The following is a 15185-nucleotide window of genomic DNA, read 5'->3' on the forward strand; positions in this document are numbered from 1 at the left end:
GATGCAATGAGTGAAGTGATCAAGGTACCCGGCATTGGCGACGGTGCGGGCGAAGTCATCGAAATACTGGTCAAACCTGGCGACACCGTCGAGGCAGAACAAAGCCTCGTGGTGCTGGAGTCCGACAAGGCCAGCATGGAAATCCCCTGCCCCAAAGCGGGTACAGTCAAGTCGATCAAGGTCAAAATAGGCGACAGCCTGAAGGAAGGAGACGATCTGATCGAGCTGGAGTTCGAAAGCGCAGACGCCGGCGAAGAAAAACAGGAAAAGGCAGAAGAGCCTGCCAAAACCGCGAAAACTGACAGCACCCAAGACGATGAGGCAGAAGCCAAAAAGCCTGATAACAAGAATGGTGACACGCAGGCGGCAAGCGACAAGAAGCCCGTTGGCAGCTCAGTCCAGCCAGTCAAAGTGCCCGACTTGGGCTCGGACAGCAAAGCTAAAGTCATCGAAATCCTGGTCAAGGAAGGTGACAGCGTCGAGGTAGATCAGTCACTGATCGTGCTGGAGTCCGACAAGGCCAGCATGGAAATCCCCTCCCCTGTCGCTGGTACCGTCGAGTCAGTCGAGATCAAACTGGAGCAGGACGCGGGTACTGGCGATCTGATCCTGCACATGAAGGTCGCAGGCAAAGCGCAGGAGCCGTCGGAAAAAGCGGACAGTGAAGAGAAATCGACATCCGCAGACCCATCCGGCGGGAAGGCTAAAGCCAAAGAGGGTGAGAGTGCAGAACAGGCCAATGCGCCTGCGCCGATTGGCGGAGCTAGCCGCGATGGCGCTAAAGTCCATGCGGGTCCGGCTGTGCGACTCCTTGCCCGCGAGATGGGTGTGGACCTCACTGGAGTGAAACCCAGCGGGCCGCGAGATCGGATCCTCAAGGAAGACGTGCAAGGTCATGTCAAATCCGTGATGAAGCAAAGCAAGAGCGCACCGGCCACTGCCGGTGGCTCAGGCATACCAGCCGTACCGGAAATCGATTTCAGCCGCTTTGGCGAGATCGAAGTCAAAGACATGACTCGGCTTCAGCAGGTTGGCGCAACCAACATTCATCGCAGCTGGTTGAATGTGCCCCATGTGACGCAATTTGATCTGGCCGATATCAGCGAGCTCGAGACCTTCCGCAAGGACCAGAAAGCCGTAGCGGAAAAGGCTGGAGTCAAGCTCACCATACTGCCTTTCCTGCTCAAGGCCTGTGCTCATTTGCTGCGCGAACAGGCTAATTTCAATGTGGCCCTGGCGCCAAATGGCAAGCAACTGATCCACAAACACTATGTGCACATCGGTTTTGCCGTAGACACGCCAGACGGACTGATGGTGCCGGTGATCCGCAACGTGGACAAGAAAAGCCTGTTGCAGTTGGCAGGCGAAGCTGCCGAACTGGCGGAAAAAGCGCGCGCCAAGAAGCTTGGTGCCGATGGCATGCAGGGCGCCTGCTTTACTATCTCCAGCCTGGGTCATATCGGCGGTACGTATTTCACCCCCATCGTCAATGCCCCAGAGGTTGCTATTCTCGGCATATCAAAAGCAACTATACAACCCGTTTGGGATGGAGCCACTTTCCAACCGAAGCTGATGTTGCCGCTATCGCTCTCGTACGATCACCGTGCGATTAATGGCGCCGCCGCAGCCCAGTTCACGCGACGGCTGGGTGAGCTTTTGGGAGATATCCGATCGATGCTGCTCTAGGCGCATAGGCCGAAACGGGATTCGGCCTTTCCAGCAACGCTCCATCCACCACTCAACCGGTAAAAACAAATTCCTCATTTTCGACCTTAGCCTGAATAGTCACCCCCGGCGCAAAGTCCCCAGCTAGAATACGCTGGGCAAGGGGGTTTTCGATCCAGCGTTGAATAGCGCGCTTGAGCGGACGTGCGCCATAAACCGGGTCGTAGCCCACTGAGACCAGCTTCTTCAGTGCTTCATCGGTCAGCTCTAGCTTCAGATCACGCTCGGCCAGGCGCTCACCCAGACGTTGCATCTGGATGCTGGCGATACCGGCGATCTGTTCCTTGCCTAGCGGCTCGAAGACAACCACTTCATCAATACGGTTGATGAACTCGGGACGAAAGTGCTGCCCCACCGCATCCATAACCGCCGCATGCTGCGCCTCGGGGTCGCCGACCAGCTCCTGGATCTGTGCTGACCCCAGGTTGGAAGTCATCACAATCACCGTATTACGAAAATCCACAGTACGACCCTGGCTATCCGTCAAACGACCATCTTCCAGCACCTGCAGCAAAACGTTGAAGACGTCCGGATGGGCCTTTTCGACCTCATCCAACAGGATCACCGAGTACGGCTTGCGGCGCACCGCTTCGGTCAGATAACCGCCCTCTTCATAACCGACATAGCCCGGCGGTGCGCCGATCAGGCGAGCAACGGAGTGCTTCTCCATGAACTCGGACATATCGATGCGGACCATGGCCTCATCAGTATCGAACAGAAATTCGGCCAGCGCCTTGCACAGCTCCGTTTTGCCGACGCCGGTCGGCCCGAGAAACATGAACGAACCACTTGGCCGGTTTGGGTCACTGAGACCCGCACGTGAACGGCGCACCGCATTGGAGACAGCAACGACAGCCTCGTGCTGACCGATCACACGCGTGTGCAGACTCTCTTCCATGCGTAGCAACTTGTCGCGCTCGCCCTCAAGCATCTTCGACACCGGAATACCAGTCCACTTGGACACGACTTCAGCAATTTCCTCTTCGGTTACCTTGCTGCGCAACAGCTTGTTTTCGGTCGGCCCGTGCTGCTCGGCCATCTGCTGACTGCGCTCCAGATCCGGTATCACGCCGTACTGCAACTCGGCCATACGCGCCAGTTCACCCTTGCGCCGGGCGGCCTCGAGTTCTTGACGGGCCTGTTCGATCTTCTCCTGAATCTGAGCAGTGCCCTGCACATCGGCTTTTTCAGATTTCCAGATTTCTTCCAGGTCGGCATATTCGAGTTCTAGCCTGGCGATGTCTTCCTTGAGTTTCTCAAGGCGCTTGAGCGCGGCCTCGTCATCTTCCTTCTTCAGAGCTTCACGTTCGACCTTGAGCTGAATCAAGCGTCGCTCGAGACGATCGAGCACCTCCGGCTTGGAATCGATTTCCATGCGGATACGGCTAGCCGCTTCGTCGACCAGATCGATCGCCTTGTCCGGCAACTGGCGGTCTGTGATGTAGCGATGGCTCAATTTGGCCGCGGCGATAATCGCGCTGTCAGTAATCGCAACCTTGTGGTGCACCTCATAACGCTCTTTTAAACCTCGCAGGATCGCAATGGTGTCTTCTTCGCTGGGCTCGTCGACTTGCACCTTTTGAAAGCGACGCTCCAGTGCTGCATCCTTCTCGATGTATTTGCGATATTCATCGAGGGTAGTCGCGCCTACGCAATGCAATTCACCCCGTGCCAACGCCGGCTTGAGCATGTTGCCGGCGTCCATCGACCCTTCCGCCTTGCCCGCACCAACCATGGTATGTATTTCATCGATGAACAGAATGACCCGCCCTTCCTGTTTGGACAGCTCGTTTATCACGGACTTGAGACGTTCCTCGAACTCGCCACGGAACTTCGCACCAGCGATAAGCGAGCCCATATCCAGCGACAACAGACGCTTGTCGCGAAGACCATCGGGAACCTCACCATTGATGATGCGCTGCGCCAGGCCCTCAACGATGGCCGTCTTGCCCACACCGGGCTCACCAATCAATACCGGATTATTTTTGGTCCGACGTTGCAAAACCTGGATAGTGCGGCGTATCTCGTCATCCCGACCGATAACCGGATCGAGCTTGCCCTCTTCAGCTTTGGTAGTCAGGTCTACTGTGTACTTGTCGAGTGCCTGGCGCGATTCCTCGGCATTGGAATCGTTGATCGACTCACCGCCGCGCAGGTTGCTGATGGCATTCTCCAGGGCTTTCTTCGATACACCCTGACTCAGCAGGATCTTGCCCAGGGCAGTATTGCCTTCCATTGACGCCAGCAAGACGAGCTCACTGGAGATGAACTGATCGTTGTGCTGCTGGGCCAGACGGTCAGCCTGATTAAACAGTCTGGCCATATCCTGCGACATATTAACGTCGCCGTTAGGGCTGCTCACTGTCGGCAGGTTGTCCAGTGCGTCGTTCAAAGCAGAGCGCAACACATTGGTGTCAAAGCCTACCTGACGAAGCAGCGGCTTGATGGAGCCTTGCTGCTGTTCAAGCAAAGCTGACATGAGATGTACGGGCTCGATCTGCGGATTATCACGACCAACGGCCAGTGACTGGGCATCGGACAAGGCCAGTTGCAGTTTGCTGGTAAAACGGTCGATTCGCATAATATGTCCATCCTGTACTGAAAGCTGCCGGCAATCTATTGCAGCACGATTTCAATGAGTATGGACTTTAAATAGGGGCAGTTACCCGTGTTTCAAGGTGTGAAAAATTGATCAGAGTCAATTTTTTGTCATATAACTGCCAAGCGGGTCTTTCAATGCGCGCTATTCAACCAGATCAGGGAGGCAAATCGTCCGGTTTGGCCATCGCGCCGATAGGAATAGAATCGTGTCGGCTCGTTGACAGTGCAGTGTTCAGCGCCACTGATCAAGCCGATGCCACACTTACGCAAACGCTGGCTAGCCAGTTGGTAGAGGTCGGCGAGATAGTGACCTTCGCGCAGCGAAGGCACGAAAGCCTCGTCAGCCTGCGGGTCAGCGGCGATAAACGCCTCACGCACCTCGGGGCCCACTTCGAACGCTTGAGGCCCGATGGCCGGCCCCAGCCACGCCAGTACGCTTTCCGGCTCGCCCCCCATGGCATGAACTGTATTTTCCAGTACCCCCGCAAGCAGCCCACGCCAGCCCGCATGTGCAGCAGCCACGCGGGTTCCTGACTGGTTGCAGAAAAGCACCGGCAAACAATCGGCCGTCATTACCGTACAGGCGATGCCTGGCTGATCGGTCCAGGCCGCATCGGCCTCCAATACTCGCCTCGGATCCGCCTGAACAACGACTGTGCCATGCACTTGCTGCAACCAAGCCGGCTCACAACCCAGGGATTGTTGCAGCTCGGCCCTGTTAGCCGCCACGTGGACAGTATCGTCACCCACATGGTCGCCTAGATTGAAGCCTTTCCAGCGCCCTTGGCTACAGCCACCGCGACGGGTGGTCACACAGGTGTGAACCCACGGCGGTGCTGACCATTCGGCCTGCAGTCCATCAAAACTCATTCGCCTAGCTCACCGTCTTGACGCAATAGCGCCAGTAGATTCAGCATATCTTCGGGTAGAGGTACCTCCCAGCTCATCAACCGGCCATCATCCGGGTGCGTCAGTTGAAGACGTCGTGCATGCAGCGCTTGGCGAGGAAATCCGCGCAGCATTTCAAGCAGTTCAGGACTTGCGCCAGCGGGGATACGCATCCGTCCGCCGTAGGTCTGATCACCAATCAAGGGGAAATGGATGTAACTCATGTGGACGCGAATCTGGTGGGTGCGTCCGGTCTCGAGCTTCACCCGCACATGGGTGTGGGCGCGGAATCGACTGATCACCCGATAATGACTGACGGCTTGCTTGCCACCTACCATGACCGCCATTTTTTGCCGGTTGGTGCCATGCCGGGCGATAGGCTGATCCACCTTGCCGCCAGCGGTCATCACTCCAACCACCACAGCCTCGTATTCCCGGGTGACCGAACGCGCTTGCAGCTGCCCGACCAGGTCGGTTTGAGCTTCCAGCGTTTTGGCCACGACCATCAGCCCGGTGGTGTCCTTATCCAAACGATGCACAATACCTGCACGCGGCACCTTCGCCAGGTCAGGTGCATGGTGCAACAACGCGTTGAGCAACGTCCCGTCCTGGTGCCCCGCGGCGGGATGCACCACCAGACCCGCCGGCTTGTTTATCACCATCAGTGAATCGTCTTCATAGATCACCTCAAGGGCAATGGCTTCCGGCTGCCAGTCACCCTGCACCTCCCGCTCGGCCTCAAGCACCAGCTTTTCGCCACCGTAAACGGTATCGCGTGGGCGCACGCTACGCCCGTCTACCGTCAAACAGCCGTCTTTGATCCATGCCTGCAAACGCGAGCGCGAAAAATCGGGAAATAGCTGGGCGGCTACCTGGTCAAGACGCTGGCCACCACTTTCAGAGGCGACAAGCGCGGTCATGCAGATACGATCGGACATTCAGAACTCACTGAAAGGGGCCAGAGGCGCTGTGGCAGAGACGCAATCCTTTTTTGGATTCGGCTCTACGCTGTGGTTAAATACGGCTTCTTCAAAGGTAGCTTCCGGCTTTGCCGGTTACCTGAAAACAAGTCCCAACTATAACAGGACGGCTGTCCGGGCAACAGCGCATGGTCGTCCATCCGGGTATCACATATGTCAATGAAACACTTTTTGCTGGTCGGTTTGCTTGCGTTCTTGTCAGCCTGCGCATCGAATCAGGTGCTGGACGAGTCTCTCAGCGAATCGGAACTGTATCTGCTTGCCCAGCAAGATCTGGACGCCAACAGCTACAACGCCGCGGTCGAAAAGCTGAGGGCGCTGGAGTCTCGCTACCCATTTGGCCGTTTCGCCCAGCAAGCCCAGCTAGAATTGATCTATGCCTACTATGAGAACCAGGAACCCGATGCGGCAAAATCGTCATCAGATCGTTTCATCCGCCTGCACCCCCAGCATCCGAATGTGGACTACGCCTACTATATGGGTGGCATAACATCCTTTACCCGAGACCGCGGCATCTTCGAGCGTTTTCTGCCTCTGGACATGACTCGGCGCGACCCCGGTGCAGCGCGGGATTCTTTCAACGAGTTTGCCCAGTTGGTCAGCCGTTACCCCGAAAGTCGCTATGCCCCGGACGCACGTCTGCGGATGATCTACCTGCGTAACCTGCTGGCAGCCTACGACGTCAACGTCGGCCATTACTACCTCAAGCGCCAAGCTCACCTTGCCGCGGCCAATCGAGGTCGTTACGTGGTCGAGAATTTCCAGCAAACGCCCTCTGTCGCAGACGGCCTGGCACTGATGGTCGAAGCCTACCAGCGGATGGCGATGCCGGAACTGGCAGACACCTCGTTAGCCGTGCTGCGTGCCAACTATCCGGAACATCCCAGCCTAGATGGCGATACCTTCCGCCACCATGTAGAACCTGCGCAACGTGAACGGGGCAGATTCAATAAAATGGCCGGCGATCTGATGAACAAGGTCATGACCCCTCCATCGCGTAACGCTGGCACGCAAATGGAGCGCGAAATGCAGCAACAATACCTGCAAGCTCGGGATGCATTACCACGGGAAATCCGTACGCCTGTCCAAGCTGAAGAAAAGCAAGGCCGTTCGATCTGGAGCCGCATGACCTTTGGCCTATTCGACTAGGAATCCCGCAGCCCGCGCCCTGGCTTAGCGTCAGGGCGCGGAATCAACAAGCACCTGCTTTAATCCTCTACCGCCCAACCCGACGTAATCGGATAACGTCGATCGCGGCCAAAGCCACGCTGGGTAATACGCGGTCCAACGGCAGCCTGTCTGCGCTTATACTCGTTACGGTCAACCAGCTTGACGATCTTGTGTACCGTCTCGGCTTCGAATCCGGCCTCCACTATGGCACTAGCCGACAGATCATGCTCAACGTACAGCCGCAGAATCTCATCCAATACCGGATAGGCCGGTAACGAGTCTTCGTCTTTCTGATCGGGTGACAATTCGGCCGATGGAGGCCGGTCGATAACTCTTTGCGGTATCACTAGCCCTCTGCTGTTACGGTACTCAGCCAGACGAAAGACCAGCGTCTTGGGCACATCCTTGAGTACGTCAAAACCGCCTGCCATATCGCCATACAGGGTGGCATAACCGACGGCCATCTCGCTCTTGTTGCCCGTGGTCAATACCAGCGCACCGGTCTTGTTCGACATCGCCATCAACATCACGCCGCGGCACCGTGACTGCAAATTCTCTTCGGTGGTATCCCGCGGCATGCCCTCAAATACCGGCTCGAGAGTCTGCATGAACGCCTCGACCATCGGGGCAATAGGCAGCACATGATAGGTGACATGTTGGGTCCGAGCCTGTTGCGCGGCGTCCTCCAGACTCATATCCGAAGTGTAATGGTAAGGCATCATTACCGCCTCTACTCTGTCGGCGCCCAGTGCATCGACCGCCACAGCAAGGGTCAACGCAGAATCGATACCACCCGACAAGCCGAGCAGGACGCTTTTGAACCCACTTTTACCAATATAATCACGAACACCCAGCACCAGAGCCTCATACACACTTGCTTCAGGCTGCGGCATAGGCGCAAGACTGCCCTGACGCAATACCACCTGATGCGCATCAAATGACACATCGACAGGATGCAAGCCCTCAACGTACGCGCCTGCGCGCAGGGCAATATCCCCATGAGACCCCATTGCTACCGAACCACCATCGAAGACCAGTTCGTCTTGCCCGCCCACCTGATTCACATAGATCAAAGGCATGGCCCCTTCTGCGCAGCGCCGGGCCATCATTTCTTCGCGTTCGTGCTGTTTGCCCATGTGAAATGGCGAAGCGTTCAAATTCAACATCAATCGCGCACCCGCCTCACGCGCCTGCACCATCGGCTGCGCTTGCCAGATGTCTTCGCATACTGTCAAGGCCACGGGCAACCCGTGCAACTCGAAGACGCAGGGCTGATTGCCTTCAGCAAAATAGCGTTTCTCGTCAAACACTTTGTAGTTGGGCAGGTGCTGCTTGTCATAGCTGGCCAGAATCTTGCCATCAGCGATGACCGCCGCTCGATTAAAGCACCGGGCGCCCTCACGCCAGGGGTAGCCGACAACCACATGAATACCCGACACCCGTTCACACAGCGATTGCAGCGCCGACTCCACCCGTGACTGCATACTTGAACGCAGCAACAGATCCTCCGGTGGATAACCACTGAGCGCCAGCTCGGGGAAGACGATCGCCTGTGCCTGCAGGTCATCCCGCGCACTCAAGGCACTCTGCACAATCCGCTCAAGATTACCCGGGATGTCGCCAACCCTCAGATTGAGCTGCGCCATTACGATACGAAGGGTATCTGCCATCATCATTCTCCTGATATTCCAATACCCGCATTGTCGTGCATGGCGCGGACAGCCGCAATCGCCGCACTGCATGGTTACTCCACGGGATTTTGGCGCCAGACGCGGTTGGGCTACACTGCATTTCTTTTTCCAGGGGCAACACCATGGGCCTGATCAAACTGCTTGTATTCATTGCCGTGGTATTCGCCGCACTGACTCTGTGGCGTCGGCTCCAGAGTAAACGCAACAACCGACGCAGCTCAGCAGCAACGACATCCAAGCCGATGGTGCGATGCAGCCAGTGTCAGGTTCATTTGCCCGAGGATCGAGCCGTGCGCGATAACCAGCGCTGGTACTGCTGCGCCGAACATCGTGATGCCGACCATCATGACTGAGCCGGGCGATTCCCAGCGACCAAGGATATTACGGCTCTACAATCTGTACAGGGTCGTACTTGGAGTTTGCCTCGCGATTCTAACTAGCACCAGCGCCCGTGACGGCCTGTTGCAATTGAGTAGTCCGCAAATTTACGAAGTGGCCAGCTGGATCTACCTGTTGGTCAATGTATTAATTGCTGTGTTGTTGAACCGCAGAAGTCGCGACGTGCATCTGTTCGTGGTCTCCCTGCTGGATATTTTCCTGCTGGGTATCATCTTTTATGCCGCCGGGGGCGCAAGTAGCGGTTTCGGCAGCTTGCTGATCATCCCTGTCGCTATTGGCAACATTCTTTTGCATGGCCGGGTTGGGTTACTACTTGCAGCGCTGGCCAGCCTGGCGGTTATCTATCTAACGTTCTTTCTCAGTTTGTCTTACCCTGGGGTGAGCCAGGGCTATCTCCAAGTCGGCGTGCTCGGATGCATCTACTTCGCCGTAGCGATGTTCGTTCAGCGTTTTAGCCGGCGGCTACGCCAATCGGAAACCCTTGCCCTTCATCAGGCTGCGACTCTGGCGAACCTGGAAAAAGTCAATCAGTTGATTATCCAGCGGATGCGTACCGGAATCATCGTGGTCGGTGTTAGCAACAATGTGCTTCTGGCCAACGAAGCGGCTGCACAACTGCTCGGCGAGCCGATCATTCGCGGCATGGATATCGAAGAACTGGCAGTCGGCCTGGCTCAGCGCTTGCACCAATGGGAAGAAAACCCCTCCACACGCGCGCTACCCTTTCACAACCATAGCGGCGGCGCCGAAATAATGGCCAATTTCAAACCGCTGGCCGCCGACGGCGAAGAAACGGTGCTGGTCTTTCTCGATGACAACAGCCAGATAGCTCAGCAGGCGCAGCAACTGAAACTCGCATCTCTAGGGCGTCTCACTGCCAGTATCGCCCATGAAATACGCAACCCTTTGGGCGCCATCAGCCACGCAGCGCAGCTACTGGGTGAATCGGAACTGTTACCGCCGGCCGATCGTCGCCTCAGCGAAATCATTCAGCAACATTCCAAACGCATGAACAAGGTTATCGAAACCGTGCTGGAATTGTCGCGTCGACGGCCTAGTGAACCTCAATTGGTCGACCTTGCGCTGTGGGTCAGCCAGTTCGTTGCCGACTTTTCCGTCAGTAGCTCAGTAGCTGACAATCTCGAGCTTGAAGTAACGCAGCCAGGCATCGAAACCCGCATCGACCCCAATCAACTCAGTCAGGTGGTCGATAACCTGTGTCGCAACGCACTGCGTTACAGCGGTCCGGCAGAAGAGCACAGAACCATCTGGCTAAGGGTGTATATTCAGCCTGATACCGACTTGCCCGTCCTGGAGGTTATCGATCATGGGCCGGGTATAGCCGAGGAGCACATAACGCACATCTTTGAGCCCTTCTATACCACCGAAGCAAGTGGTACCGGGTTGGGGCTATATATCTCCCGCGAATTGTGCGAAAGCAACCAGGCAAGACTCGAATACGAGCCCATGGTGCCCCGCGGCAGTTGCATGCGGATAACCTTTGCGCATCCCAAACGGCTCGTATAATCGACCACAAGACTCTGGAAGGTGAATCGCAACCAATGACACAGACAACAAGTCCGCTGGCCCTGATCATTGATGATGAGCCGGATATCCTTGAACTACTAGATATGACACTGCAACGCATGCAGGTAAAAACCTACAGCGCAACGACGCTGGCTCAGGCGATGGAACTGTTGACCCGTTACCGCTTTGATCTATGCCTGACCGACATGCGCCTGCCCGACGGTGATGGCCTAGCCATAGTGCGGCATATACAACTGAATCATCCACAAACTCCGGTAGCGATGATTACCGCTTACGGCAGTCTGGATACGGCTATCAGTGCACTCAAGGCAGGGGCTTTCGACTTTCTCAGCAAGCCCGTGGATCTGCAGCGCTTGCGCGAACTGGTCAACAGCGCGCTGCGTCTGAACCCATCCCAGGAACCCATCCAGATCAGTGACGAACCAGACCCCATCATGGGTGTCTCTGCACCGATCGAACAGCTGCGCAAGCGTATCGCCAAACTGGCACGCAGCCAGGCTCCGTTATACATCAGCGGCGAATCGGGCAGCGGCAAGGAGCTGGTTGCTCGGCGCATCCACACATTGAGCTCACGCTCAGTTGCCGCATTTGTACCGGTCAACTGCGGTGCTATCCCCTCAGAGCTGATGGAAAGCGAATTCTTCGGCCATCGCAAGGGCAGTTTCACCGGCGCCGTGACAGACAAGCCAGGGCTCTTTCAAGCGGCCTCCGGCGGCACGCTTTTTCTCGACGAAGTCGCCGACCTGCCGTTGTCAATGCAAGTAAAGCTGCTAAGGGCAATACAGGAGAAGGCCGTCAGACCCCTGGGGACCCAACAGGAGGAATCAGTAGATGTGCGCTTGCTGTGTGCTACTCATAAGGATCTGGCTGCAGAAGTGACAGAAGGTCGATTTCGTCAGGATCTGTTTTATCGCATCAACGTGATCGAATTGAATGTACCCCCTCTGCGCGAGCGCCGCGAAGACATTCCATTGCTGAGTAATCATATTCTTACCCGCCTCGCCGCACGAAATGACATGCCGATACCGACTATCGCTGCTCGCACCATGGAGCTGCTGGCTAGCTATCGCTTCCCGGGCAATGTGCGTGAGCTGGAAAACATTCTCGAGCGCGCTTTTACCCTAAGCGAAGGACGGATAATAGAAACTGACGACATTCACATCTCCGCCTGCCCTACTAATGGAGAGTCGCCGGTCTCACTAGGCGATATCGGTTCGCTGGAAGATTATCTCGGCAATATCGAACGCATTGCCATCACCCAGGCACTTGAGGAATCCCGCTGGAACAAGACCGCTGCTGCCAAGCGCCTGGGTCTGACCTTCCGATCCTTTCGCTACCGACTGAAAAAACTTGGCCTAGAGGACTAAAAGGTCCGTGGGCCCATACGTCCGTCCACCGAGTAAGGCTGGCTATCGATTTCAGGCAGCTTGCCGATCATGAGGTCAACCAGCATTCGGCACGAGGCCGGCGCCAGGACCAGGCCATTACGGTAATGTCCGGTATTGAGCCACAAGCCATCGATACCAGCAACGGCTCCGACAAAGGGCACACCATCAGGTGAGCCCGGACGCAGGCCCGCCCACTGCGCCACGGGCTGGAGATTCGCCAGGTCCGGCAACAAGCTGCGCGCGGAGGCCCGTAGCGAATCCAAGGCATCAAAGGTGATCTCAGTGTCGTAACCCACGTGCTCCAACGTACTGCCGATCAGGATATGGCCGTCTCTCCGCGGAATCGCATACCGGCTCTCGTGCAATACAATGCTCGGCAACCAGCCTGGTGCGGTCTTATAAATCAGCATCTGCCCCTTTACCGGCGCTACGGCCAGATCCAGACCAAACTGGGCAAGCCAATCACCACTCCAGGCGCCCGCCGCAAGCACCACCGCATCGGCAGCCTGCTGACCCCCGCCATAAATGACACCTTTTACTCGGCCACCTTCAATCCGTAATCCACTGACCTCTGTATTTTCCAACAGTGAAAACCCGGCAAATTGCTGGAGACGAACGCCCAACGCTGCCATTAGTCTTGGATTGCGTACATTGGCCAACTGCGGCTGCCACATCCCCTGATCAAAGCCTGGAGCCAGTGATGGAATCTGTTCATAAATGAAATCGCCATCGACAGCCGTAATCGGTTTACCCTGCTGTTCAGCCCACTGCAGTGCAGCCTCCTGCTCGGCGTGGTCAAGCCAGATCAGGCCACAGGGACTTAACTCGGGGTCAATACCCGTGTGCATAAACAATTCGCGACACAGTTTCGGGTAATGTGCCTGAGACCATTCGGCCAGCGCGGTGACGGGCTGACTGTACCTCCATGGATACAATGGAGTAACAATACCGCCACCGGCCCAAGACGCTTCCTGCCCGGTGCTGCGACGCTCGATAAGACAGACGTCGCGACCACTCTCAAGGAGCTCCAGAGCAGTCAGGCAGCCCATCACCCCGCCCCCTATTATCACCACCCGCTGCATAACCATCACTCCCGTCTGTCTGCTATATCGCGCTGAGCAGCTTAAACCCTAGAACTATACATAAACCATGACCTCGGACAGGGAATCTTTTCTCATACAGTATTGCCCAACATGTATCTCACGCCATCTGGTCACCCTCTGGCGTGTGTTACTCGACTCGATAAAACGGTATTATCAAATCTGGTTTTTACCTAGAAGGCGGCATGTTAATGACAGCAAAGAACGTAGACGTATTGCTGGTCGGAGGTGGCGTCATGAGCGCCACACTGGGAATGTTGCTCAAACAGCTGGATCCAACCATGACCATTACCTTGGTCGAACGTTTGGATCACGTAGCCCACGAAAGCACGGATGGCTGGAACAATGCGGGTACCGGCCATGCCGGTTACTGTGAGCTGAATTACACCCCAGAAGACCAGAACGGCAATATCAGCATCGACCGTGCATTGGACATTAACGCGTCCTTTGAAGTGACCCTGCAGTTCTGGTCCTATCTGGTTGAGCAGGGGTTGTTACCCAAGCCAACGAGCTTTATCAATCCGACCGCCCATCAAAGCTTTGTCTGGGGCGAAAAGGATGTGAAGTTCCTGCGCGAGCGGCATAAGTTGCTCAGTGCCCATCACCTGTTCGCTGAAATGCAGTTCAGTGAAGCGGCTGAACAGATAGACGAGTGGATGCCACTGATTATGAAAGAGCGCAAGGCCGACCAAGCCTTTGCAGCCACCCGAGTCAATCACGGCTCGGATGTCGATTTCGGCTCACTGACACGCAGCATGGTCGGGCACCTGAAGGACACCGAGAATTTTGACTTATTGCTGAAACACTCTGTCCAGAGCCTGAAAAAAAGCAAGAGGGGACACTGGCGGGTCGAGCTGGAGGACGAAAAAACCGGCGAAGAAAAAACCCTTAACGCCAAATTTGTATTCCTTGGCGCTGGCGGCGGCTCGCTGCCACTGCTGCAAAAATCCAACATTGACGAGAGCCAGGGATATGGCGGGTTTCCGGTAAGTGGCCAATGGCTGGTCTGCAGGGAACCGGCAATCGTCAAACAGCACCACTCGAAGGTGTACGGCAAGGCACCGAGCGGAGCGCCGCCAATGTCGGTACCGCACCTGGATACGCGGATTATCAACGGTGAGCCTGCCCTTCTGTTCGGCCCCTTTGCCGGCTTTACCACCAAATTCCTCAAGGAAGGATCGGTATTCGACCTGTTTTCCTCCGTCAAGCGTTACAACGTAGCTCCGATGATGGCGGTGGGCCGCGACAATATGGATCTGACGCGCTACCTGATTGCTGAATCGTTCCAGTCGCACAAGGACAGGGTCTCATCGCTGCGCAATTTCTTCCCACAAGCCAGCGAAAAAGACTGGGCCTTGCAAAACGCCGGCATGCGGGTTCAGATCATCAAGAAAGATGCAAAGGGCCATGGCAAGCTGGAGTTCGGTACTGAAATTGTCGCTGCAAAGGATGGCACACTGGCAGCGTTGCTGGGTGCTTCCCCGGGGGCATCAACAGCCGTGCAAGCCATGATCAACGTGCTCGAGCGTTGCTTCAAGGATCGCCTGGCCACACCAGAATGGCAGGCGAGAATGAAAGAGCTGGTGCCCTCCTACGGCCAGTCTTTGATCAACGATGGAGCGCTGCTCAAACGAGTGCGCGATAGAACGCTAAGCACTTTGCAACTGCGTTAACTTAGAGATGGACTCTTGGCTC

11 protein-coding genes are annotated in these 15185 nt (G+C 56.2%); 6 read left to right on the forward strand and 5 right to left on the reverse strand.

Annotated elements, in window-relative coordinates; genetic code table 11:
- The first annotated feature begins 6 nt into the window (after nt 1-6).
- Nucleotides 7-1686, forward strand: a complete 1680-nt coding sequence (aceF, locus tag ACJAXR_RS01700; protein ID WP_415056520.1) for a dihydrolipoyllysine-residue acetyltransferase — start codon at nt 7-9, stop codon at nt 1684-1686.
- A 52-nt stretch (nt 1687-1738) separates the two neighbouring features.
- Here the strand turns inward: aceF and clpB are convergent, their stop codons facing one another.
- From clpB to rluD, 3 genes are all read right to left on the reverse strand, one after another.
- Entirely contained in the window at nt 1739-4306 is a 2568-nt protein-coding gene (gene clpB / locus ACJAXR_RS01705) for an ATP-dependent chaperone ClpB (RefSeq protein WP_415056521.1), read from the reverse strand.
- A 152-nt stretch (nt 4307-4458) separates the two neighbouring features.
- A complete protein-coding gene (gene pgeF / locus ACJAXR_RS01710) occupies nt 4459-5196 on the reverse strand; it encodes a peptidoglycan editing factor PgeF (RefSeq protein WP_415056522.1) in 738 nt (245 codons plus the stop codon).
- A complete protein-coding gene (gene rluD, locus ACJAXR_RS01715; protein ID WP_415056523.1) occupies nt 5193-6152 on the reverse strand; it encodes a 23S rRNA pseudouridine(1911/1915/1917) synthase RluD in 960 nt (319 codons plus the stop codon). Before rluD ends, pgeF begins: the two co-directional genes overlap by 4 nt.
- Nucleotides 6153-6347: 195 nt before the next feature.
- Here rluD and ACJAXR_RS01720 point away from each other — a divergent pair, with 195 nt between their 5' ends.
- Complete coding sequence (locus tag ACJAXR_RS01720) at nt 6348-7343, forward strand: outer membrane protein assembly factor BamD (protein WP_415056524.1); 996 nt, start codon at nt 6348-6350, stop codon at nt 7341-7343.
- 59 nt (nt 7344-7402) lie between these two features.
- Here the strand turns inward: ACJAXR_RS01720 and ACJAXR_RS01725 are convergent, their stop codons facing one another.
- Nucleotides 7403-9034, reverse strand: coding sequence for an NAD+ synthase (locus ACJAXR_RS01725; protein ID WP_415056525.1), 1632 nt, complete (start codon nt 9032-9034; stop codon nt 7403-7405).
- A 143-nt stretch (nt 9035-9177) separates the two neighbouring features.
- Between ACJAXR_RS01725 and ACJAXR_RS01730 the strand changes: the two genes are divergently transcribed.
- Genes ACJAXR_RS01730 through ACJAXR_RS01740 form a run of 3 tightly spaced genes read left to right on the forward strand, consistent with a single transcriptional unit; the run spans nt 9178 to nt 12369 of the window.
- Nucleotides 9178-9408 carry a PP0621 family protein gene (locus ACJAXR_RS01730; RefSeq protein WP_415056526.1) on the forward strand — a complete coding sequence of 77 codons (231 nt, stop codon included), beginning with the start codon at nt 9178-9180 and terminating at the stop codon, nt 9406-9408.
- Nucleotides 9389-10981, forward strand: coding sequence for a two-component system sensor histidine kinase NtrB (locus ACJAXR_RS01735; RefSeq protein WP_415056527.1), 1593 nt, complete (start codon nt 9389-9391; stop codon nt 10979-10981). Before ACJAXR_RS01730 ends, ACJAXR_RS01735 begins: the two co-directional genes overlap by 20 nt.
- A gap of 35 nt (nt 10982-11016) precedes the next feature.
- Nucleotides 11017-12369, forward strand: a complete 1353-nt coding sequence (locus tag ACJAXR_RS01740; RefSeq protein ID WP_415056528.1) for a sigma-54-dependent transcriptional regulator — start codon at nt 11017-11019, stop codon at nt 12367-12369.
- Here ACJAXR_RS01740 and thiO read toward each other — a convergent pair.
- Nucleotides 12366-13478, reverse strand: a complete 1113-nt coding sequence (gene thiO, locus ACJAXR_RS01745) for a glycine oxidase ThiO (RefSeq protein ID WP_415056529.1) — start codon at nt 13476-13478, stop codon at nt 12366-12368. The two genes, ACJAXR_RS01740 and thiO, sit on opposite strands and share 4 nt — an antisense overlap.
- Before the next feature lie 203 nt (nt 13479-13681).
- On the opposite strand from thiO, the gene mqo reads away from it, so the two are divergent.
- Nucleotides 13682-15163, forward strand: coding sequence for a malate dehydrogenase (quinone) (gene mqo, locus ACJAXR_RS01750; RefSeq protein ID WP_415056530.1), 1482 nt, complete (start codon nt 13682-13684; stop codon nt 15161-15163).
- Nucleotides 15164-15185 lie beyond the last annotated feature (22 nt).

This window comes from Halopseudomonas sp. (assembly GCF_047631575.1).
GTDB lineage: Bacteria > Pseudomonadota > Gammaproteobacteria > Pseudomonadales > Pseudomonadaceae > Halopseudomonas.

Excerpts from the sequence above, each read along its gene's own strand:
- mqo (WP_415056530.1), top strand. The coding sequence starts at position 13,682 with ATGACAGCAAAGAACGTAGACGTATTGCTGGTCGGAGGTGGCGTCATG.
- thiO (WP_415056529.1), bottom strand. The coding sequence starts at position 13,478 with ATGGTTATGCAGCGGGTGGTGATAATAGGGGGCGGGGTGATGGGCTGC.
- pgeF (WP_415056522.1), bottom strand. The coding sequence starts at position 5,196 with ATGAGTTTTGATGGACTGCAGGCCGAATGGTCAGCACCGCCGTGGGTT.
- rluD (WP_415056523.1), bottom strand. The coding sequence starts at position 6,152 with ATGTCCGATCGTATCTGCATGACCGCGCTTGTCGCCTCTGAAAGTGGT.
- ACJAXR_RS01720 (WP_415056524.1), top strand. The coding sequence starts at position 6,348 with ATGTCAATGAAACACTTTTTGCTGGTCGGTTTGCTTGCGTTCTTGTCA.
- ACJAXR_RS01740 (WP_415056528.1), top strand. The coding sequence starts at position 11,017 with ATGACACAGACAACAAGTCCGCTGGCCCTGATCATTGATGATGAGCCG.
- ACJAXR_RS01725 (WP_415056525.1), bottom strand. The coding sequence starts at position 9,034 with ATGGCAGATACCCTTCGTATCGTAATGGCGCAGCTCAATCTGAGGGTT.
- ACJAXR_RS01735 (WP_415056527.1), top strand. The coding sequence starts at position 9,389 with ATGCCGACCATCATGACTGAGCCGGGCGATTCCCAGCGACCAAGGATA.
- clpB (WP_415056521.1), bottom strand. The coding sequence starts at position 4,306 with ATGCGAATCGACCGTTTTACCAGCAAACTGCAACTGGCCTTGTCCGAT.
- aceF (WP_415056520.1), top strand. The coding sequence starts at position 7 with ATGAGTGAAGTGATCAAGGTACCCGGCATTGGCGACGGTGCGGGCGAA.
- ACJAXR_RS01730 (WP_415056526.1), top strand. The coding sequence starts at position 9,178 with ATGGGCCTGATCAAACTGCTTGTATTCATTGCCGTGGTATTCGCCGCA.